This is a genomic window from Paractinoplanes toevensis (assembly GCF_018332695.1).
GTDB lineage: Bacteria > Actinomycetota > Actinomycetes > Mycobacteriales > Micromonosporaceae > Actinoplanes > Actinoplanes toevensis.
In genome coordinates this window covers 1-20,089 of the sequence record NZ_BOQN01000061.1, presented here as the reverse complement: position 1 = coordinate 20,089, position 20,089 = coordinate 1, and the positions used below count along the sequence as shown (strand labels likewise).

The 20,089-nt window shown below is 68.4% G+C and carries 19 protein-coding genes; 10 read left to right on the top strand and 9 right to left on the bottom strand.

The window, feature by feature from the left end:
* Both mscL and Ato02nite_RS23455 read left to right on the top strand, forming a co-directional pair.
* On the top strand, positions 1–453 hold the full coding sequence (gene mscL / locus Ato02nite_RS23460; RefSeq protein ID WP_213008805.1) for a large conductance mechanosensitive channel protein MscL: 453 nt from the start codon (positions 1–3) through the stop codon (positions 451–453).
* Between the two features lie 64 nt (positions 454–517).
* Positions 518–751, top strand: a complete 234-nt coding sequence (locus Ato02nite_RS23455; protein WP_213008751.1) for a hypothetical protein — start codon at positions 518–520, stop codon at positions 749–751.
* A 3-nt stretch (positions 752–754) separates the two neighbouring features.
* Here the strand turns inward: Ato02nite_RS23455 and Ato02nite_RS23450 are convergent, their stop codons facing one another.
* A complete protein-coding gene (locus tag Ato02nite_RS23450; RefSeq protein WP_213008750.1) occupies positions 755–1,537 on the bottom strand; it encodes a zf-HC2 domain-containing protein in 783 nt (260 codons plus the stop codon).
* Positions 1,538–1,587: 50 nt separating this feature from the next.
* Positions 1,588–2,223, bottom strand: coding sequence for a CGNR zinc finger domain-containing protein (locus Ato02nite_RS23445; RefSeq protein WP_246607335.1), 636 nt, complete (start codon positions 2,221–2,223; stop codon positions 1,588–1,590).
* Between the two features lie 162 nt (positions 2,224–2,385).
* Between Ato02nite_RS23445 and Ato02nite_RS23440 the strand changes: the two genes are divergently transcribed.
* Positions 2,386–3,195 (top strand): L,D-transpeptidase family protein, encoded by an 810-nt coding sequence (locus Ato02nite_RS23440; RefSeq protein ID WP_213008749.1) that lies wholly within the window; start codon positions 2,386–2,388, stop codon positions 3,193–3,195.
* Here Ato02nite_RS23440 and sthA read toward each other — a convergent pair.
* The 3 genes from sthA to Ato02nite_RS23425 are packed head-to-tail and all read right to left on the bottom strand — an operon-like array spanning position 3,192 to position 8,008.
* Complete coding sequence (gene sthA / locus Ato02nite_RS23435) at positions 3,192–4,595, bottom strand: Si-specific NAD(P)(+) transhydrogenase (RefSeq protein WP_213008748.1); 1,404 nt, start codon at positions 4,593–4,595, stop codon at positions 3,192–3,194. The genes Ato02nite_RS23440 and sthA overlap by 4 nt on opposite strands.
* 32 nt (positions 4,596–4,627) lie before the next feature.
* The gene (locus Ato02nite_RS23430) at positions 4,628–7,531 is read right to left on the bottom strand and encodes a COR domain-containing protein (protein WP_213008747.1); all 2,904 of its coding nucleotides are present in this window, start codon (positions 7,529–7,531) and stop codon (positions 4,628–4,630) included.
* Between the two features lie 36 nt (positions 7,532–7,567).
* Positions 7,568–8,008, bottom strand: a complete 441-nt coding sequence (locus Ato02nite_RS23425) for a hypothetical protein (protein ID WP_213008746.1) — start codon at positions 8,006–8,008, stop codon at positions 7,568–7,570.
* Positions 8,009–8,183: 175 nt separating this feature from the next.
* Here Ato02nite_RS23425 and Ato02nite_RS23420 point away from each other — a divergent pair, with 175 nt between their 5' ends.
* The 3 genes from Ato02nite_RS23420 (at position 8,184) to Ato02nite_RS23410 (ending at position 10,601) form a co-directional block, all read left to right on the top strand.
* Positions 8,184–8,774, top strand: a complete 591-nt coding sequence (locus Ato02nite_RS23420; protein WP_213008745.1) for a winged helix-turn-helix domain-containing protein — start codon at positions 8,184–8,186, stop codon at positions 8,772–8,774.
* 1 nt (position 8,775) lies between these two features.
* Positions 8,776–9,990, top strand: a complete 1,215-nt coding sequence (locus Ato02nite_RS23415; protein ID WP_213008744.1) for an MFS transporter — start codon at positions 8,776–8,778, stop codon at positions 9,988–9,990.
* 74 nt (positions 9,991–10,064) lie between these two features.
* A complete protein-coding gene (locus tag Ato02nite_RS23410; RefSeq protein ID WP_246607334.1) occupies positions 10,065–10,601 on the top strand; it encodes a DUF1269 domain-containing protein in 537 nt (178 codons plus the stop codon).
* Positions 10,602–10,620: 19 nt separating this feature from the next.
* Here Ato02nite_RS23410 and Ato02nite_RS23405 read toward each other — a convergent pair whose 3' ends face one another.
* Complete coding sequence (locus Ato02nite_RS23405) at positions 10,621–11,868, bottom strand: cellulose-binding domain-containing protein (RefSeq protein WP_213008743.1); 1,248 nt, start codon at positions 11,866–11,868, stop codon at positions 10,621–10,623.
* Positions 11,869–12,066: 198 nt separating this feature from the next.
* Between Ato02nite_RS23405 and Ato02nite_RS23400 the strand changes: the two genes are divergently transcribed.
* The 4 genes from Ato02nite_RS23400 (at position 12,067) to Ato02nite_RS23385 (ending at position 16,162) form a co-directional block, all read left to right on the top strand.
* Positions 12,067–12,750 carry an MBL fold metallo-hydrolase gene (locus tag Ato02nite_RS23400; protein WP_213008742.1) on the top strand — a complete coding sequence of 228 codons (684 nt, stop codon included), beginning with the start codon at positions 12,067–12,069 and terminating at the stop codon, positions 12,748–12,750.
* A 34-nt stretch (positions 12,751–12,784) separates the two neighbouring features.
* On the top strand, positions 12,785–13,702 hold the full coding sequence (locus Ato02nite_RS23395) for an acyl-CoA desaturase (RefSeq protein ID WP_213008741.1): 918 nt from the start codon (positions 12,785–12,787) through the stop codon (positions 13,700–13,702).
* Positions 13,703–13,844: 142 nt separating this feature from the next.
* Positions 13,845–14,987, top strand: coding sequence for a glycosyltransferase family 4 protein (locus Ato02nite_RS23390; RefSeq protein WP_213008740.1), 1,143 nt, complete (start codon positions 13,845–13,847; stop codon positions 14,985–14,987).
* On the top strand, positions 14,984–16,162 hold the full coding sequence (locus tag Ato02nite_RS23385) for a glycosyltransferase (RefSeq protein WP_246607333.1): 1,179 nt from the start codon (positions 14,984–14,986) through the stop codon (positions 16,160–16,162). Before Ato02nite_RS23390 ends, Ato02nite_RS23385 begins: the two co-directional genes overlap by 4 nt.
* On the opposite strand, the gene Ato02nite_RS23380 is transcribed toward Ato02nite_RS23385, so the two are convergent.
* The 3 genes from Ato02nite_RS23380 to Ato02nite_RS23370 form a co-directional block, all read right to left on the bottom strand.
* The gene (locus Ato02nite_RS23380; RefSeq protein WP_213008739.1) at positions 16,082–16,417 is read right to left on the bottom strand and encodes an STAS domain-containing protein; all 336 of its coding nucleotides are present in this window, start codon (positions 16,415–16,417) and stop codon (positions 16,082–16,084) included. The two genes, Ato02nite_RS23385 and Ato02nite_RS23380, sit on opposite strands and share 81 nt — an antisense overlap.
* Positions 16,418–16,490: 73 nt before the next feature.
* Positions 16,491–17,714, bottom strand: a complete 1,224-nt coding sequence (locus Ato02nite_RS23375) for a phytase (protein WP_213008738.1) — start codon at positions 17,712–17,714, stop codon at positions 16,491–16,493.
* A 573-nt stretch (positions 17,715–18,287) separates the two neighbouring features.
* Positions 18,288–20,089 (bottom strand): maltokinase N-terminal cap-like domain-containing protein (locus tag Ato02nite_RS23370; protein ID WP_281419779.1); only part of this gene is annotated, 1,802 nt, incomplete at its 5' end.

The following is a 20,089-nucleotide window of genomic DNA, read 5'->3' as shown; positions in this document are numbered from 1 at the left end:
ATCATCCAAGGCTTCAAAGACTTCATCATGCGCGGCAACGTTGTCGATCTCGCGGTCGGCATCGTCATCGGCGCTGCCTTCACCGCGGTGGTGACCGCCTTCACCAACGGCTTCGTCAAGCCGCTGATCCAGCTGCTGGGCGGTGGCACGGGCACCGGCGTCGGCGCCTGGGAGCCGCGCAAAGGCGTCATCTTCGACTACGCCAGCTTCCTCAACGCGATCATTACCTTCCTGATCACCGCCGCCGTCCTCTACTTCCTGGTGGTCTACCCGCTGAACGCGCTGGCCGAGCGCCGCCGCCGCGGCGAGGAGCCGCCGCCGAAGTCGCCCAGCGAGGACATCGTCCTGCTCACCCAGATCCGTGACCTGCTGGCCCAGGACGCCACCGCCTCCGGCGCGCGGCGCAGCGCCATCGACGAGGTCCTGCGCCGTGACCAGGAGCCACCGCGCTGACACGCTGCGAAAAAGATCATCCAGGCCGGGTACGGTTCGAACAAATGTTCGATACAGTGCCCGGATGGAGCAGCGTAAGCACTGGTGGAACGGTAAGTGGGGACGCATCGCCCGCAAGGATGTCTACCTGCGGGTGAGCGGCGACCAGTGGTATGTGGAGCAGCGCGCGGGCGGCGCCGACGGGGTTTCCCACTTCTTCGAGTACGACAGCGAGGAAGCGGCCCTGGACACCGTGCGTGCGCTGCTCAACGGCCCCGACGAGTGGCGCGAGCTCTCGGTCCGGCCCCCCGCGAGGTAACCGTCAGGCCGCCTGCCGCTCATCGTGCTCCGCGGTCATCGGCCCGCGGGGCACCAGCCGCAACCCCGGCCGCAGTGCCGGCGCCGCCACCTCGTCCTCGAAGCGAGCGCGCCACCCCGACCAGGTGTCGGCCCGCGCTCCCGGCGGCGCCGCGAACCCGCTCGGCATCCGCGACAGCGCCACCACCAACAGATAACCGAGGATGACAAACCCGTGGCTGATCAGCCGCGTGACGTCGACCCGGTCGCCGGTGAGGTCGTTGACGGAGAGCAGCAGCAGCATCCCCACGAAAGCGGTCAGCATCGGCACCAGGCCCGACGGCCGGCTGCGCCGCAGCGCGATGAAGAGATAGCCGGCCCCCACCGCGACGTTCCAGGCGGCCGACTCGTGCCAGAGATGCCCCGACGTGGCGCCGGCTCCCGCGTGGTCGTGCACGCCCGCGACCCCGCCACCGATCTGGTCGAGACCGAGGATCAGCTGTACGGCGCCCACTGCCGCCAGCGCGATATAGAGCGCGGTGGCCGGCGAGAACCACCGCCACGGCATCTTCCACGCGGCCGGAGCGGCGGCCGGCGCGGCCGGCAGGGCGGCGAGAATGGCCGCGCTGAGATCGGGGGCGACCCCCACCCCGGTGCGGGTCAGCCGGTTGACCGTGGCCGCCCGGTCCAGCCACTCCCGGCACCCCGCACACCCGGCCAGATGCTCATCGACCAGCTCCCGGCCGGCCGGATCGTCCTCGCCGTCCAGCTGCGCGGACAACATCTCGCGCCACCGCTCACACGCCATATCCCCATAGTCGCCCAGGCGCCGCGGGAAGTTCCCACCCGGACGGACGGTCAGCGGAAACTGGGCGGTCCCACGATCGGCGGCTGGGGTTGACCCCCGCTGCCGCCCATCAGTCGTTTCCGCTCCCGGAAGGCGCGCAGGTTGGCGGTGTTTCCGCAGGTGGAGACGTCATGCCAGACACCGCTGTTGTTGCGCGAGGTGTCGAAGAAGGCGGCCCGGCAGTCGCCGTTGTGGCACAGCTTCAGGCGTGGCCAGAGCCCGGCCTGCTGCGCGAGAAGAGCTTCGGCCCACAGCGCCGACGCCAGCCACCGGGTGCCCCGGCCGGTGGGAACCATCCGCACCCAGCCGTCGGCGTCCGGAACCAGGCTCACCGGCACATCGGCCGGCGGCAGCGCGCCATCCAGATTCTCCTGACCCGCGGCAAGGATCACGTTTTCGAACGTCGTGCGGAGACGGCGCAACGACCGCAGATCACTCGACGAGATGAGCAGCGTCGGAGCCGGCAATCCGGACACCCGGGACCAGGTGTTGATCGCCTCGGACAGCCAGCGCTGGGCGTCATCCGCCGACAGCAGCAGGTCCGCGCCGTAGTGCATGGTCGCGCGGGTGTTCAGCAGCTCCTGCACGAGCGCGAGCCCGGCGGGGGCCTCACGTACGCCGTGCCGGGCGCTGGCCATCCATGACATAGCCGAAGGGTACTTGACTCTTTTTCATGACGGTGTCCACCTCTCGTTTGAACCCGCTAGGTGATCGGGGCCACACACGTAACAGATATGAGGCGAATGCACCTTCCGCTGGCCATTGTGAACCATTTTCGGCAATGATCCTCACAGGGACGGGAGGAACACATGGTGCGGAAGGCTCTGACGCTGGCGGTGGCGATCGCCGCGACTCTCACACTCGCCACGGGCTGCGGCTCCGACGATTCCGGTGATACCGGGGCGCAAGCCCCCACCGCCGTACCCTCCTCGGAACCGGCCGCGGCACCCAGCGTGAGCGAATCGCCCAGCGCGACCCCGACGACCCCCGCCCCCACCGCGACCGCCGCCCCGGCGCCGAAAAAGCTGAAGATCGGCGCCAAGGGCGACGACGTGCTCGCCGTGCAGCAGCGGCTCATCTCGCTCGGCTACTGGATCAACAAGGCGGACGGCAAGTTCGGCAGCACCACCCAGCAGGCGGTGTTCGCGCTGCAGAAGGCGGCCGGCATCGGCCGGGACGGCACGGTCGGGCCGAAAACCCAGAAGGCCCTGGACGCCGGGGTACGGCCGACGGCGAAGTCCAAGGCCGGCAGCGGCTACCTCGTCGAGATCAGCCTGAAGAAGCAGTTGCTCATGCTGGTCAAGGACGGCCAGGTGGTGACCACGCTCAACACCTCGACCGGATCGAACGAGAACTACGAGTACGAGGGTGAGACCTACCTGGCCGACACCCCCACCGGCCACTTCAAGGTCGGCCGCCAGATCGACGGGACGCGCCACGGGCCGCTCGGCGACCTGTGGCGCCCGAAGTACTTCAACGGCGGCATCGCCGTGCACGGCTCGCCGAGCATCCCGCCGTACGCCGCCTCGCACGGCTGCGCCCGCCTCTCGAACGCGGCCATGAACTGGATCTGGGCCACCGACAAGATCCCGCTGAAGACGAAGGTCTGGGTCTACTAGCCGTCGATGCGGGTGATGTTGCGGATCTTGTTGGAGGCGTCGAGGGCGGCCACCTTGTACGCCTCCGACAGCGTCGGATAGTTGAAAACCGTGTCGACCAGGTAATCCACCGTCCCGCCGCAGCCCATCACCGCCTGGCCGATGTGCACGATCTCGGTGGCGCCGGTCCCGAAGACGTGCACCCCGAGCAGCTTGCCGTCCTCCGGTGCGACCAGCAGCTTGAGCATGCCGTAGGAGTCACCGACGATCTGGCCGCGGGCGAGCTCGCGGTAGCGGGCGATGCCCACCTCGAACGGCGTCGCCGAGTCGGTCAGCTCGTCCTCGGTCTTACCCACGAAGCTGATCTCGGGGATCGTGTAGATGCCGATCGGCTGCAGGGTGTGCATCTCGCGGGCCGGCTCACCGCAGGCGTGGTGCGCGGCCAGGCGGCCCTGCTCCATCGAGGTGGAGGCGAGCGCCGGGAAGCCGATCACGTCGCCGACCGCGTAGATGTTCTCCACCGCGGTGCGGTAGTTGGCGTCGACCTCGATCCGTCCGCGCCGGTCGGCGGTCAGCCCCGCCGCGTCGAGGTTGAGGTCGTCGGTCTGACCCTGGCGGCCGGCCGAGTACATCACCGTGTCGGCGACGATCTTCTTGCCGCTCTTGAGGATGCACAGCGCCGCGGTCGAGTGCCTCTCGACGGCGGCCACCTCCTCGCCGAACCGGAACGTCACGCTCAGGTCCCGCAGGTGGTACTTCAGCGACTCGATGATCTCGTCATCACAGAAGTCGAGCATCTTCTCGCGCCGCTCGACCACGGTGACCTTGGTGCCGAGAGCGGCGAACATCGACGCGTACTCCATGCCGATCACGCCGGCACCGACCACCACCATGCTGCGCGGCACCGCTTCGAGGTTGATCACCCCATCGGAGTCGACGATCGTACGGTCGTCGAAGTCCACACTGTCCGGCCGAGCCGGCCGCGTCCCCGCCGCAATAATGACCTTGTCAGCGGTGACCTTGTTGTCCCGGCCGTCCCCACCGTCCACCCACAGCGAGTGCGCATCGGCGAACCGGGCCGTGCCGGTCAGCATCACGATGTGGTTGCGGGCAAGCTGGTTGCGGATGACATCGGTCTGCCGGGCGATCACATGCTGGGTGCGAGCCGCGAGGTCGCTGACCGTGATGTCTTCCTTGACCCGATAACTGGACCCGTAAAGATCACGCTGGCTGAGCCCGGTCAGATAGAGCACGGCCTCCCGCAGCGTCTTGGACGGCACGGTCCCGGTGTTGATGCAGACCCCGCCGATCATGTCCCGGCGATCCACAATGCCGACCCGGCGCCCCAACTTCGACGCGGCGATAGCGGCTTTCTGCCCACTGGGCCCAGAGCCCAAGACCAACAGGTCATAGTCATACACATGGCAAGCGTCGCAGCGCGAAGCGGCGCGGTCTACGGGCCTGACCGGCTTTTTTCAAGCTGTTCACGAGCCAGCGCCTCGATCTTCTGACTGACCTCCCGCCAGCCCTTGTCCCGGTTCCGCATCGAGGCGATCGCCCGAGCATCGGAAGGCACGGCCTGAAGGCCGGCGAGTGGTGACGCGCCCCAGTTCGACTCACGCACGACAATGGGTACGACGTGCAGCTCTCCGACCGCCCGCCGCCGCAACGCCTCAGCCACCTCGATCCCTTGGCAGTAATCCGAGGCGAGAAAGTCGGAGCTGACCAGAAAGAGCGCGATGTCAGCATTGCGCAGAGCGCCATCGATCTCAGTTGCCCAGTCCGCGCCGGGCGCGATGCGGCGGTCGTGCCAGATATCGACCAGCCCTTCCCGCTGCAGCAGCTTGAGGTGGGTGGCCAGCGCATCCTTGTGCCGCTCGTCCTGATGGCTGTAGCTGATGAAGATCCGCGCCGGGCGACCGCCGCCCGCCGGCGAACGCTGCGCCGGCACCTTCGGCACGTCCACGCCGTGCAGCAACTCGCTGACGTGCACGTTCTGCATCTCGTCGTTGACGAACTTCGGCAACACGCCCATGCCGGCTCGCTCGGCCGCCAGCAGCTCCTTGTACTGAATGGCGAGACCGGGCAGGCCGGGCACCGGCACCCAGGCCTCCACCTTGAACTTGTAGCCCTGATGGATGTGGTCGAGGTCCGAGCGCACAACGGCCAGCAGCCGGCGGCGTCCCTCAGCCGGGCCGCTCACCCAGATCCGCACACAACGATCACCGGTGTCCGCCCGCACCAGGGCGTGATTGCCTTCCCAGCTCAGCACACAACCGCTGCGCCAGCGCAGCATCGACAGGACATGGGTCCGCACGATGAAGCGCGGAAGGAGCCCTTCCGGGAGTACGGGATACCGGTACTCGAAGCGGAGGCCGTCGGCGTAATCGTCCGCCGCCGTGGGTTGCTGCTTGGGCAGCAGGTCGGCGATCAGATACCGGTCGTCCTGGTCGGCGAACGGGAAGCACAGCTCAAACTTGCGCATCAGGTCAAGCAGGAAAACGTGCCGCTCGGCCGGGTAGTCGACCGGGTCGAGGATCTCGGCCAACTCGGTGGTGGCCACCTCGCCGCGCTGGTCAGCCACCCGCTGCGAGTTGAGAATCGCGTAGATGCCCTCGGTTACCCAGTGCGGGTTGAGCACGTGTGTGTCGCGCAGGCGAGGGTCGTCCCGGTAGTTGAGTGCGATACCGAGCAGATGCAGGAACGCGGCCAGACGCTCCTGCGCCTGCGCTTCGGTCTCCCCCAACTCGGCACAGACCCGGCGGTAGGCCTCGAAAGTCAGGTACTTCTCACCCATCGAGGCGAGCCGGTCCTTGATGGCGAACCAGGCAGCCGGGAAGCTGGCCCGCAGGTCCGGCAAGTTCGAGGTCTGTCGGCGGATCTCCGCACGCAGGTCGTCAAGACCGCGAGGAGTTGCGCAGTCGGTGCGGACAAAGGCCTTGATCTCTGGAAAGCGGCGATGCAGACCGGCCTCGTCCAGCTCGAACGGATCGAGATCGATCTGGTTGAGAACAATGATGATCGGCGAGCCGGTCGCGAAGTTGGCAATCACCCGCAACCAGTAGTCGGCGTCGGTGTCCGCGCTGCCGGAGCGTCCGGTGAGGACCAAAACGTAGAGCGCCCGATTGGTCAGGAAGAATTGATGGGTGGCATGCATGATCTCCTGCCCACCGAAGTCCCAGACATTCAACCGGACAATTTCATCGTCAATCAGGTTGACCTGCCACGAGGAGACTTCGATGCCCTCCGTGCGAGTCTCTCTCTCCTGAAATTGATCATAAATAAGACGCTTGACCAGGGATGTCTTCCCTACACCACCCCAGCCGACGAGAACAAGTTTCGCCTCGTTAAGCGGACGTGCCTCGTCCAGACTGCGAAAATAATATTCTAGGATCTCGCCGACGGACTTGTCCCAGACAATTCCTGGCACTTCTCCCGCTTCACCCAGCAACTCGGCCGGCAGCTGGAGACGAGGATTACCATGCAATATCAACTCTCGCAGGTTGGACAAACCAACAAGATCGCGTGGCAATGAGGCAAGACCGGACGTCGGCGCTGTGCGGAGATCCGACCCTTGTTTGATGAGCCGCACCCCTCCATCCAGGCCTTCAACGCGAATTTTCGGATCAGAGTTCAAATCCAGAGAACGGAGGGATGACCATCGCGTAACGACGCTGGGTAGCGTTTCAAAATTGTTGAAGCCCAGGTAGGCAATTTCTAGGCATAAGAGTTCCGCCAACTCCGTCGGCAAATCGGCCAACCGATTTCCGGAAAGGTTTATCACCCGCAGGCGCGACAGGCTCCCGAGGCTACCCGGAACATCGCGCAGCAGATTTCCGGAAAGGTCGAGATATTCCAGTTCGAGCAGACGGAACCAGCTTCCGGATACCGATTTCAGTTTATCATGCCTTAGCTCCAGCCTCTTGAGGCCATGGAGCTGGAACACCCAACTCGGGATAGCCGGCAGGTTATGACGCGTGATGATCAGGCGCCGCAGAGATCGCAGTTCTCCGATTTCTTCGGGTAGCTCGATTTTACCGCCGGCCAACGACAGCCTTTCAAGCTTCGCCAGTTTCCCGATCTGCGGGCTGACACTCAGCCCCGAAATCGAGACCAACTGCCGGAGATTCTGCAGACGCGCAATCCGATCCGGAATCTCATCTATTTCTGAACCGAGGCCGAGCGCCTGAAGGTCCGTCAGTTCGAAGACCTCATCCGGAATCTCCGATACCCCCCGGTGCGCAAGGATCAGTGTGCCATCACGCGCCCTCGAGATGATCCGGTGGGCGTCCGTAACCCCCAGAGCGATGAGTCGGCCTTCGAGTGACCGCAGCACCTTCTCCTGATCCGTCGCCACGGACCGACGTTAGCCACAGTCCCATTCGGAGGAACATCAGCCGTTTCGGCGACCCGCGCAAGCCGCGACCTGCCGCCGTCGTGGGGCCGGCGCCGGTCCCGGCGGCCACGCCGTGCCGTACAGCTCCGCGCAGATCACCACGCTCATCCACGGCACCCACGGCCCGCTCAGCACCAGCGGCACGTCCCGTCCGCGCACCTCCAGCGCCACCGACCACTCCCCCGGAATGGCCCGCACGCCGGTGAACTGCCAGAGCGCGAACTCCTCCCCCGCGATCAACCGCAGGTTCGTAATAACGGCGATCTGCCGCTCGCGACGATCGACGGTGACCGGGAACCACCCGTACTGCTTCTCGCCCGCCCGCAGCGGGATCGTCGGTGCGACAGCCTTGGGTCGTCCGCCGCGCCGCACATACCCCGCCAGCATGTTGCGGGCGCGGAATCCCGCGCTCAACTGTTCGGCGTCGTACTCGGCCACCCTCGTCTCCGATCGATCCAGACCGCCCCCGTTGCGGCCAGGTTCGATCCTGGTCTGCCAAAGGCCACCTGACCAGCGAATACCCTCACAAGGGGGTGCGTTCTGCCCGATCCGCCTAACCCGCACGTGTCCAATACTCCAAGCGATCGCTTGACATCCATGTAAGACTCCAAGCATGTCTTTGGAATCGAGCAGCGAACGCAGAGTGATCGGCGACCCCCTCGCTCTGCGTGCCCTGGCCCACCCCCTGCGTCTGAAGCTGCACGCTCTGGTGGGTCGCGAGGGCTCGATCACCGCCGCCGAGGCCGCCCGCCAGCTCGGCGTCAGCCAGGCCCTGGCCTCGCACCACCTGCGCCAGCTGGCCAAGTACGGCTATGTCGAACCGGCCGAGGCCGGCGACAACCGCGAGCGCCCGTGGCGGGTGACCCACACGTCGCACCGCTTCGATCCGGCCGGCGGCGCCTGGGACGAGATCGATGCGCTGCAGCACTACCTGCTCGAGCGCACCGCCGCCCAGCTGGCCGACTGGCAGCAACGACGCACCGACGCCGAGTCGGGCTGGGCCGAGCACACCGGCATCTCGCAAAACCTGGTCTACCTGACCCTGGACGAGATGACCGAGCTCGAGGAGGCGTGGTATGCCCTGATCAACCCGCTGATCGAGCGGCGTCCGCTCGGCGAGAAGAGCAAGCGGCCGCCGGGTGCGATCCCGGTCGACGTCACCCTCGTCGCCGTTCCGCTGCGTCCTACGGAGAGCGGAGCGTGACATGGGCCGCGATTACCGGCTGCTCCTCGCCGCGAACTTCGTCTCGTTCACCGGTGACTGGGTCCTCACCGCCGGCCTGACCTATCAGGTCTACGCCCTCACCGGTTCCGCGCTGGCGAGCGCCGGCATGGTCCTGGCCACCCTGATCCCGCAGGTCACCCTGGGTTCCTTCGCCGGCGTGGCGGCCGATCGCTGGGACCGGCGCCGCACGATGATCGCCTGCAATCTCCTGCTGGCGGTGACGTTGCTGCCGTTGCTGCTGATCACCGAGCCCGGCCGGATCTGGCTGGTCTACGCGGTCGCCGCCGCCCAGAGTGCCCTGGCCCTCTGCTTCGCGTCGGCCGAAGCCGCGCTGGTCCCGTCGCTGGTCGAGGAGAAACGGCTGGTCACCGCGAACGCCCTGAACGGACAGGCGCGCGACGTGGCCCGGCTGGTCGGTGCGGCGGCGGGCGGTTTTCTGGCGGCCGCCGGCGGCATCCGCCTGATCACCATCGCCGACGCGGCGACGTTCGCCGCGGCCGCGGCGCTGCTTGCGCTGATCCGCTATCGCGCACATCAGCCGGGTGCGAAAGCGGCGGCTCCGCGCACCCTGAGCGAGTGGCTTGCGGGTACGCGCATGGCCGTGTCCACCCGTACGCTGCGGACGCTCTTGATCTTCGCGTTGATCACCGGTGTCGGCGAGGCGATCATGATGACGCTGATGGCGCCGTTCGTCCGCGACGTCCTGCACGGCGGGGCCGAGACCTACGGCACGATCATGGCCGTGCAGGCGGTCGGTGGCCTGGCCGGCGGCGCGCTCGCCACCCTGGTCGGCCACCGGGTCCCGGCCCGCCTGCTGCTCGGCGGTGGCGCCGTCGTGTTCGGCTCGCTCGACCTGGTGCTGTTCCTCTATCCACTGATCACCACGACGGTCTGGCCGGCCTTCGTGATCATGGTGGTGGTCGGGCTGCCCGGGGCGCTGACCGTGGCCGGCCTGGTCACGGTCTTCCAGACGGCCACCGAGGACAGTCACCGCGGTCGCGTCTACGGCGCGATCATGGCCGTCCGGGCGGCCGCCATGCTGGTCGGCATCGCGCTGGCCGGCACCCTGGCGGGCCGGGCCGGGATCGTCCCGGTGATCGCGGTGCAGGGCGCCGCGTACCTCTCGGCCGGTCTCCTGGTGCTGGCCGCCCTCCCGCGGGCCCCGGTCGGCTTGGCTCTCATCAATCGCGGATGAGGCGACCGCCCGGAACCGGCGCGAGGCTGAGCGGGCCGGATCAAAAGAAGGCCGGATCAGGAGGGGGAGGCGCAATGGCGATCGACACGTTCATGGTTTATGCCGGGGTGTACGGGAATGTCGCCGACGCGGAGGCCGACTACGCCGTGGTGAAGGACCTGCACCGCTGGGTCGGTCTGATCGACTCCTACGACGCGGCCGTCGTGGAGCGCCGGCCGAGCGGCAAGGCGCGGATCGTGCGCAAGCACGAGACCCCGACCCGGGCCGGTGGGGTGCTCGGGGCCGGGGCCGGCCTGGCGACCGGTCTGGTGGTGGCGCTGTTCCCGCTGGCGGCGCTGGGTGGCGGGCTGCTCGTCGCGTCGGCCGGCGGTGGTGCCGTGCTGGGCGCCGTGGCCGGGCACGCCGCCGCCGGCATGAGCCGGAACGACCTCAAGGAGATCGGCGAGTGGCTCGACGCGGGCCAGGCCGGACTGGTCGTGGTCGCGGTGGCCGACATGGGTGCGAAGGTCGCCGACGCCATGCGACGAGCGGAGAAGCTCGAGTCGAAGCGGCTCCGGGCCGACACCGACATGATCGAGCGGGACGCCGCGGCGGCCGCCGCGGCCGCGTGACGTCCCGCCCGACGCCGTCTCAGCGGCCGTAGCGGCTCTTCAGATGCCGCCACCAGTCGCGCAGCATCCACTTGTCGAACTCGGTGATGCTGGTGGCGCTGCCCGCCTTCATGATGAATCCCTGGCCGGGAGTCGGATCCCAGTCGTAGAAGTCGTCCAGGCCGTACGTGTGTCCCATCTCGTGCAACAGGATGTGGATGTTGTCCGCGGTCAGGTTGCTCATGTAGTACTCGGAGCCGATCCGCTGACCCCAGTCGCCACCGGCGCCACCGCTGAACCCGGCGGTGAGCCAGAGCGAATGGTCGTAGTGGTGCGACGCCCCACCCGGGCAGCCCGAGTAATTGCCGTCCTGGTGGAAGAAGCGCCCGCACGGCGTGCCGCACTGCGGCGCGTTCTCATTGATGTCGTTGACGTAGATGTCGACCGACGTGTCGGTCCATTCGAGCTGCGCGCGGTCGCGCACCGCCCAGCCGACGACCTTGACCGGCACCTGCTTGTACGGCCAGTTGTTCCAGCCCGACCCGTTGTCGAGCATCTGGTCCATCCACTTCTGGTACTGCCGCTGCAGGGCGGCCGCCACGGCGTCCCGCTGGGCCGCGGTGACGTGCGCGGTCGAGTCCCACCGCACGCAGTAGTTGATGGCGCCGCCACCGGCGAACAGCTGGTCCCATCCGTAGTTCTTGAACCCGTACAGGTTGTTGTAGGTCGACTCCTCGTGCGACCAGACCGCCGCGAGCGGCTGCACCAGCGAGGACGGCGGGGTCCAGGGGTCCCCGGTGGGCGCGGTCGTCGGGGCGGTGGTCGCCGGCGTGGTGGTCGCCGGCGTGGTGGTGGGGGTGGTGGTCGCCGGCGTACTGGTCGGCGCCGCCCCGGTGCAGGCCACGCCGTTGAGGGTGAAGGTCGTCGGCGCCGGGTTGGTCCCGGTGAACGTGCCGGTGAAGCCGACGTTGACCGATCCGCCGGTGCCCACCGAGCCGTTCCAGCCGGCGTTGGTGGCGGTGACCGCGCTGCCCGACTGGGTCCAGGTGGCGTTCCAGCCCTGGGTGACCTTCTGGGTGGCGGTGGGGAAGGTGAAGCCGAGGGTCCACGTGCTGAGCGGATCACCGAGGTTGGTCACGGTGACCGACCCCTGGAATCCGCCGGGCCACGAGCTGGGGACGGTGTAGTCGGCACGGCACCCGGCGGCCGCATAGGCCGGCTTGAGTGCACCGACGACCGCGAACGCGGCCACCAGGCACGCCAGTGCCCAGACGACGCGACGTCTCATCGAGTTCCTCGATTCAGGAGGGGATGAGAGCGGCGGGCCGCAAGGCCGGGGAGACGCCGCCCATGGGGGATCGGCAGACGGGATGGACTCCGCCTGCGTCTGCGCCCTCGGTACGACGTGACACCGTTCCGCGGCCAGGCTATGCCCCTTAAAAATAGACGTCAATGAATCAACGACCGGGTACGGCAGAATGGTGCCGTGCGGGAGATCGTGGACGGTGTGTTCGAGCTCGGCCTCGGGTTTGTCAACGTGCATCTGGTGGTGACCGACGACGGGGTCGTGCTGATCGATACCGGGCTGCCGCGTCGCTCCAAGCAGATCGAGCGCGGACTGCGCGAGATCCGCAAGCAGATCGGTGATGTGCGCACCGTGCTGCTCACCCACAACCACTTCGACCACATCGGTAACGTGGCCGACCTGCGGCAGCGTTCCGGCGCCCGGGTGTTCGCGCACGCCGCCGACGCCCCGGTGATCACCGGTGCCATCCGGCCTGAGGTCAAGGGGCTGCTGCCGCGGCTGATCGGCAAGGTGATGACGGCCGAGCCCACCAAGATCGACCAGCTGATCACAGCCGACGAGTCCGAGCCGATCCCGGGCTTCACCGCCGTGCACACGCCGGGGCACACCCGCGGCCACGTCTCCTACCTGCTCGACCGGGCCGGCGGCGTGCTCTTCGCCGGGGACACGGCCGGTGGCGGCAAGGACGGCACGCTGGTCAGCGGGCCCAAGCAGGTCTCGGCCGACCCCGCCGAGCAGGACCGCAGCGTGGCCAAGCTGGCCACGCACAACTTCGAGCACGCGGTCTTCGGCCACGGCCGGGCGATGTCCGGCCGCGCGGTCGAGCGCTTCCGGGAATACGCGTCGGCGCTACCCAAGGATTGACCGGGATTCCTCCCGCTCCCGTAGCGTGACGGTCATGTCCGAGCGCCGGGGGCCCAAGGCCCTCCTCGCAGGCCCACGGCCGCTGCCCGCCCACATCACCGTCTACGTCTTCGTGATCGTCCCGTTTTTGGCTCTGATCGCTGCCGTGCCGTTCGCCTGGGGCTGGGGTCTGACCTGGCTCGACCTGGCCCTGGCCGTGTTCTTCTACGTGTTCACCATCCTCGGCACCACGGTCGGCTACCACCGCTACTTCACGCACAGCTCGTTCAAGGCGAAGCGCCCGCTTCGGCTCGCGCTGGCCGTGGCCGGCAGCATGGCCGTGCAGGGGCCGATCCTGCACTGGGTGGCCGACCACCGGCGGCACCACGCGTTCGCCGACAAGGAGGGCGACCCGCATTCGCCGTGGCTGTTCGGCACCTCGCCGGTCGCCCTGGTCCGCGGCTTCTGGCACGCGCACCTGGGCTGGATCCTCGACCGGGACCAGACCAACCAGGAACGGTTCGTGCCGGACCTGCTCGCCGACCGGGACATGCGGGTCGTGCACCGGCTGTTCGGGCCGCTGACGATCGTGACGCTGGTCGCGCCGGCCCTGGTCGGTGGCCTGGTCACCTGGTCGTGGGTGGGCGCGGTGACCGCGTTCTTCTGGGCGAGCCTGGTGCGGATCACGTTCCTGCACCACGTGACCTGGTCGGTGAACTCGGTCTGCCACATGATCGGCGAGCGCCCGTTCAACGCCCGGGACAAGGCGACCAACTTCTGGCCGCTCGCGCTGCTCAGCATGGGCGAGGCCTGGCACAACCTGCACCACGCGGACCCGACGCAGGCGCGGCACGGGGTGCAGCGTGGGCAGATCGACGTGTCGGCCCGGGTGATCTGGTTCTTTGAGCGGTTCGGCTGGGCCCACGACGTGCACTGGCCGACTCCCGAGCGGTTGGCGAAGATCACGCGATAGTCGCGCCGCGGCCGTTCGGGCCGCGGCGGCCGCGCTGCTCGGCGGTGCGGTGCCGGTGCGGTCGGGGACCCGACGCGCGTACGCCCGAGAGGGTTTGGGTTTTGTTGGGCCGGCGGACATCGGCGCAGATCATCGTGTGGGCATGCGAGTCACTCTGGTTACGGAGTCTTTCCTGCCGGATGTCAATGGAGTCGCGCACTCGGTGGTGCGGGCGGCCGAACATCTGCTGCGCCGGGGGCACCAGCCGTTGGTGATCGCCCCGCAGCCGCCGCCCGCCCTGCGAGACGTGCGGGTCGACGTGCCCTACCCGGTCGTGCGGATCGCTTCCCTGCCGATGCCGGGTTATCCGCAGATCCGGCTGGGTCTGCCCACCCCGGCGATGACCGGTGCCATGCGCGCGCACGGCACCGACGTGGTGCACCTGGCCAGCCCGTTCGTGCTGGGCGCGTGGGGGATGGCGGCCGCGCGGTCGCTGAGGCTGCCGACCGTCGCGGTCTACCAGACCGATGTCGCGGCCTACGCCCGCGCCTACCGGGTCGGGATGACCGAGGGCGCGGCCTGGCGCTGGATCCGGACCCTGCACAACGCGGCCTCCCGCACCCTCGTGCCATCGACCGAGTCGCGGGCGGCGCTGGGCGCGCACGGCGTGGAACGCATCCACCTGTGGCGGCGCGGCGTCGACGACGTGCAGTTCCATCCCGACCGGCGCAGCGTCGCGATGCGCCGGGTCCTCGCCCCGGACGGCGAGGTGGTGGTCGGTTTCGTCGGCCGGCTGGCCGTCGAGAAACAGATCGACCTGCTCGCCGACGTGAGCCGGACGCCGGGCGTGCGACTGGTGATCGTGGGCGACGGGCCGGCCGGGCCGGCCCTGCGAAAAGCACTGCCCGAAGCCAAGTTCCTGGGCGTACGGCGGGGACTGCAGCTGGCCCGCATCTACGCCAGCTTCGACATCTTCGCGCACACCGGACCGTACGAGACGTTCGGTCAGGCGGTGCAGGAGGCGATGGCCAGCGGCCTGCCGGTGGTGGCGCCCAACGCGGGTGGCCCGGTCGATCTCGTGCAGCACGGTCGCACCGGATACCTGGTCCGCCCGTTCGAGTCGGAGGGCTTCACGTCGGCGGTTCTTTCGCTCGTGCAGGATGCGTCGCTGCGGGCCGCGTTCGGTGCGGCCGGGCGGCAGGCCATCGAGGGCCGGAGCTGGTCGGCGGTCGGTGACGAGTTGATCGAGCACTACCGGAGCGCGTGCGCGGTCGGGATGTTCGAGCGCCGGGCGGTCGCCGCGTGAGGATCGTGCGGGTGGCCAACTACGTGGCGCCCCGGTCCGGCGGGCTGAAGACGGCGCTGCGCAACCTCGGCGCCGGCTACCAGGCTGCCGGGCATGAGTCCGTGCTGGTCATCCCGGGTGAGAAGGCGGCCGACGAGCAGACCGAGCAGGGCCGGGTGATCACCCTGCCCGGCCCCTACCTGCCCGGCCTGGGTGGCTACCGGGTGCTGCTGGACCGGCGGCGGCTCGCCGCGACCCTGCGTTCGCTGCGCCCCGACCGGCTGGAGATCTCCGACCGCACCACCCTGCGCTGGCTGGGCCGATGGGCCCGGCGCAACGACATTCCCTCGATGATGGTGTCGCACGAGAGCCTCGACGGTCTGCTCCGGCTGTTCGGCCCGGCGTCCGGCCGGCGGGTCGCCGACGTGCTGAACGGCCGCACCGCGGCCGAACACGACCGGATCGTCTGCACCACCCGGTGGGCCGCCCGGGAGTTCGCACGGATCGGCGCCCCGGTCGACCTCGTGCCGCTCGGGGTCGATCTCGCCCGCTTCTCGCCGGAACGGCACTCCGCCGCGATGCGGGCCCGCTGGGCCGCCCCCGACGACGTACTTCTGCTGCACTGCGGCCGGCTTTCGCCGGAGAAGAAACCCCGCCGTTCGCTTGCGGCCCTGCAAGGCCTGCGCCATCAGGGTGTACGGGCGGTGCTCGTGGTCGCCGGGGCCGGGCCGTTGCGTCATGCCCTGCAGGAGGAGGCCGCCTCGCGGCGACTACCGGTGCGGTTCCTCGGCCACCTGACCGACCCGCTCGAGGTGGCGGCCCTGCAGGCGTCGGCCGACGTGGCGATCGCGCCCGGCCCGATCGAGACGTTCGGGCTCTCCGCGCTGGAAACCCTGGCCAGCGGCACCCCGGTGGTGGTGAGCTCGCAGAGCGCGCTGCCCGAGGTGATCGGCCCGGCCGGTCTCGCGGCGGCCGGCGACGGCCCCGGTTACGTCACGGCGATCCTCGACCTGCTGTCCCGGCCGGAAGAGGCCCGGCGGCAGGCCGCCCGGGCCCAGGCCGAGAAGTTCCCCTGGTCGGCGTCGGTGGCCGGTTTCCTGGCCGCGCACCTGGCGTCAGGCGATGATCGTGTCCCGCCGGCGAAGACGCTGCGCCGGGACACCGGCCGCCCGCAGGTCATCGGCGATCTCGGCTGACGCGTTCTGCAGGAAGACGACCACGTGGTGGTCGTCGGCCAGGTCGCAGAGCGCCGCCAGGGTGCCCAGGTTGATCGGATCGATCTCCGGCACCTCGGCCAGCTCGACGATCAGGCGCAACGGCCGCAGCTTGCGAACCGCATGCACGAGGACCTGGCGGAACTGCACGGCGCACTCGGCGTCCAACACGCCCTGCGGAACGACCACAAGGCTCCCGTCGGCGTCCTTGCGGACGTCGACCGAGAAGTTCGGCATCTGTCAGCCTTCCGTCGCCCCGCGTTTGCCGGGTGGCAAAGCTTAAGTGTGGGCGGCGGTATTCGTCGATCGGTCATGCACCACGCGGGGAAAGACTCAGAGCACGCCAGTCGACATATTTGAAGTCGGTGCCTACCCGGCCGTCGTCCGGGGTGTTCTCGCCGTCGTGCAGAACCAGCAGCCCCCGCGGGTAACCCGGCAGCGCCACCGAGGTGGCGGCCGCACCGTCCGAGTGCTGCACGCCGTCCGCCCGTTCCCCGTCGACCACCCGGAAGCTGCTCAACGGCCGGTTGGTGCGCCGGTCGTACACGAAGAACCGGCTGTCACCCTGACTGGAGACGATCAGGTAGCCGTCCTTCGCACCGGTCCGGTAGATCGTGGCGCCCTCGACATCGGCGCGGATCCGCCCGCCGAAGCCCGGGTCGCCGGCACCCGCCACACACTCCTCGGTCGCCGGGTCATAGGTGGCCGGCACCCCGAACTCGGCGACCCGCTCGACAACCCGCGGCACCCCGGCGAACCGGTCACCGTCCAGCCGGATCCGCCACAGCGCCACATCCTCCTGGGCGGCGTAGAGCACGCCCGCCTCGGCGTCCACCACCATGCCCTCCACCTGCGGGTCCTCACCCGGCTCCGCACACGGCGACCAGATGTCACCGTTCGGCAGGCGAAACTCCTTGGGCAGATCGAGCAGGTCGGTGTTGCGGTAGGTCACCCGGCCGCCCCGCTCCTCCAGCCGGAAGATGCCGAGCCGGGTCGAATGCCGGCGGCTGACCACCGCGTACCGCCCATACGCGGCCAGCCCGTAACCGGTCGCCTGGGTGGCCACCTCGTCCTGATCCCGGCTGAACAGCAGCGGAGCACCGGCCGCCGTGACATCGGTCAGCTGCCCGGTCGGCTCGATCCGATAGATCCGCAGCTGGTCCAGCCCACGATCGGTGACCACCGCCAGATCGGTCACACGCCCACCCAACCGGAACCCGGTGACCAGGTCGACGTTGTTGAACCGCCCGTCCGCCGGCGGAGCGATCGACTGCGCCTCACGACCGGCCAGGTCATAGACCCGCAGCCCACCGTTCTTCGCCGTGCCGATCACCCGGCTCCTCGCCCGGTCGGCCCGGTTGATCCAGATCGCCGGATCATCCGCGTCGGCATCCCCGCCCGCCTCGTCATCGAAGAGCGCAGGGGTCTCGACGGTCGCGGTGATCTCTTGGTCGGCCGGGCCACCGGCCTGCGCCGGCGCGGCCACGACGGTGGACAGAGCAACAAGGGCGACAATGCCAACGGTACGGCGCATAACCGCGACAATCCCCGAAGACCCTGGCGTACGGGTGGCCGCCGGCTTAACAGGTCGACACGGGTTGGTCCCACCGTCCCGCATGTTGGGGAAGGCGGATGAGCCCAGCCGACAGCCACAGGTACCCTATGATCGCGGGCCGCTAGCTCAATGGCAGAGCTGAGGACTTTTAATCCTCGGAACAATCTTTTCCGCCTTCTACGGTCCGTAGCAGGCCTTCGTCCGGATTCCCGCCCGCGAATCCGGGATGATGCCGCTGAGTATCGGCAGGTCAGGGCGCTCATTACCCAGTGTGTTCGCCAAGCTCGTCGTTACTCGGGGCCGGAATCCAGATTCTAGGCGAGGAATCCGTCCAGGGTCGCTGGCATCCGATCACCCACGGAACACCCACGGCCCCACCAGCCGCCCGGCTTGAATGCTGTACGCGCCAGGTGCGTCGGTCGTTACGCCTGCCTGGTAGAGCCGAACCGGCCGGCGTAGGACTCAAACCCCCAACACCGCCGCCGTATAGCATTTTCTGCCCCAAGACCCGATTCATCGCAGATTCGGTCGTTGCCCGAGTGCGATTTACGCCTAACGAGAAACCAGGCGGGCGATGGATTGCAGAGGGATTCTCAGCCAGCCCGGGCGGTGGCGGGCCTCGTAGGCGGCCTCGTAGACCGCCTTGTCGATTTCGTATGCGGCCAGGAGGGCGTCTGCGGCTCGAGGGTCGAAGCCGCTGGCCTGGGCGTAGCCATCGCAGAAGGCGGCCCGGTTACGATCGGCCCAGTCCTGAGCCGAGGCGGCCAGGTAGTCGTCGTCCTGGTCGACGAGGAGATGATGGGCTGCGTACTCGTAGCTGCGCAGCATGCCGGCTACATCGCGCAGCGGCGAGTCGGGTTGACGGCGGTCGCGTAGCGGGACTCCCGGTTCTCCTTCGAAGTCGATGAGCAGCCAGGCCGCCGGTGTACAGAGAACCTGGCCCAGATGCAGGTCACTGTGCACACGCTGGATGGTCATCGGCTCGCCGGTCAATGCGCGGAAGCGCTCCTCGATCGCCGGGACGTACGGCCTGATCTCGGGAACCTCGCGCGCGGTCGAGTGCAGCCGGGAGAGCACGGCGACCAGAGGAAACGGCGCCCGGTCAGAACCGAGCGCTCTCGCCAGGTCAGCATGCACCCGGGCGACTGCCTCGCCGAGCCGGTACGACTCGCGCGCGAAGTCATGAGAGCTGTTCGGATCCGCGAAGGAGTCCCGGGCGCTGGCGGTGGCCATCGACCAGCCCTCGGACGAGTCCGCCGCGTACTCCGTCACCATGCCTAGCGGGCACGGCTCACCCGCGATCGTCGTCTCGAACGAGCCGAGCAGCTTGGCCACGTGCGGGCTTCCGGTGCGGGCCAGCACCCGATTGAGCTCGATGTCGGGGTTGATGCCTGTAAACACGCGGCGGAAGACTTTTAGGATCGCCTCCTCACCGAAGATGACGCTGGTGTTGCTCTGCTCTGAGTCGAATAATCGCGGTTCCAGCGCCGAAGAAAACTTCGCTCCGGGCTCCGGCTCAAACACCACGTCCCCGGCTGAGCCGCCCGCCTCTACCAGCGCGAGGAGGCGACGGGCGGCATCTGGGTCGTACAGTGCGTCATAACCGATACGGCCGCCGGCGGCCCCGATCGTCGCCAGACGCCGGTGCTCGAGATGCCGCTCGCCACCTGAGGCCACCATGACCTGGTACAGCTCGGAGCTGCCGTCGGTGTACTCGGCGTCTACGAGCACGAGGTTGAGCACTTCGTCGAGTGAGGTCGACGCCGCGCATTTAATCGAGAACGGCGTCCGTGACCGACCCGCATACCATCGCTGTCCCGGCAGCCAATCCGCGAAAGGCAGCATTCGTACGGCGTCCGCCGGTGCATGACCGTCTTCACGGGCGGAATCATGGCTCGGGCGACTCGCGAAATCTGGTGCGGCGATGGTCGTACTCCCCGGACCGAGAACGGTCGCAACGAGGTCGGCCGGCAGGCCGCAGTCGTCCGTTCGCAGCATTGTCAGAATCCGCTCGGGCGGTCGGGGTCCCTGGTCACCGGCGGCGTGGCCGCACACCGCCCAGTTGGTCCACGCTCCCAGCCATTCACGCTCGTCGTCTGACCGGAACGCGGCGGCTCGGCGCAGCAGCGCGCTCAGCACGCGCCGCTCAGACTGACTCGTCAGGGCCGCGAGCTGTGGAACGGCCAGGCGCACCTCTTTGGCCTCGACGACAACGCCGTCTCCGCCGGTCCGTGCTGTCTTGCACAACTGCGGCCACGAGCAACGAAGGACGACCATGCCGTCAAGCCCGGGCGAACTCACTTCGACGCGGCCCGCTCCTTCACGCAGCGTGAGTGGGCCTGCCCCGTTTTGAC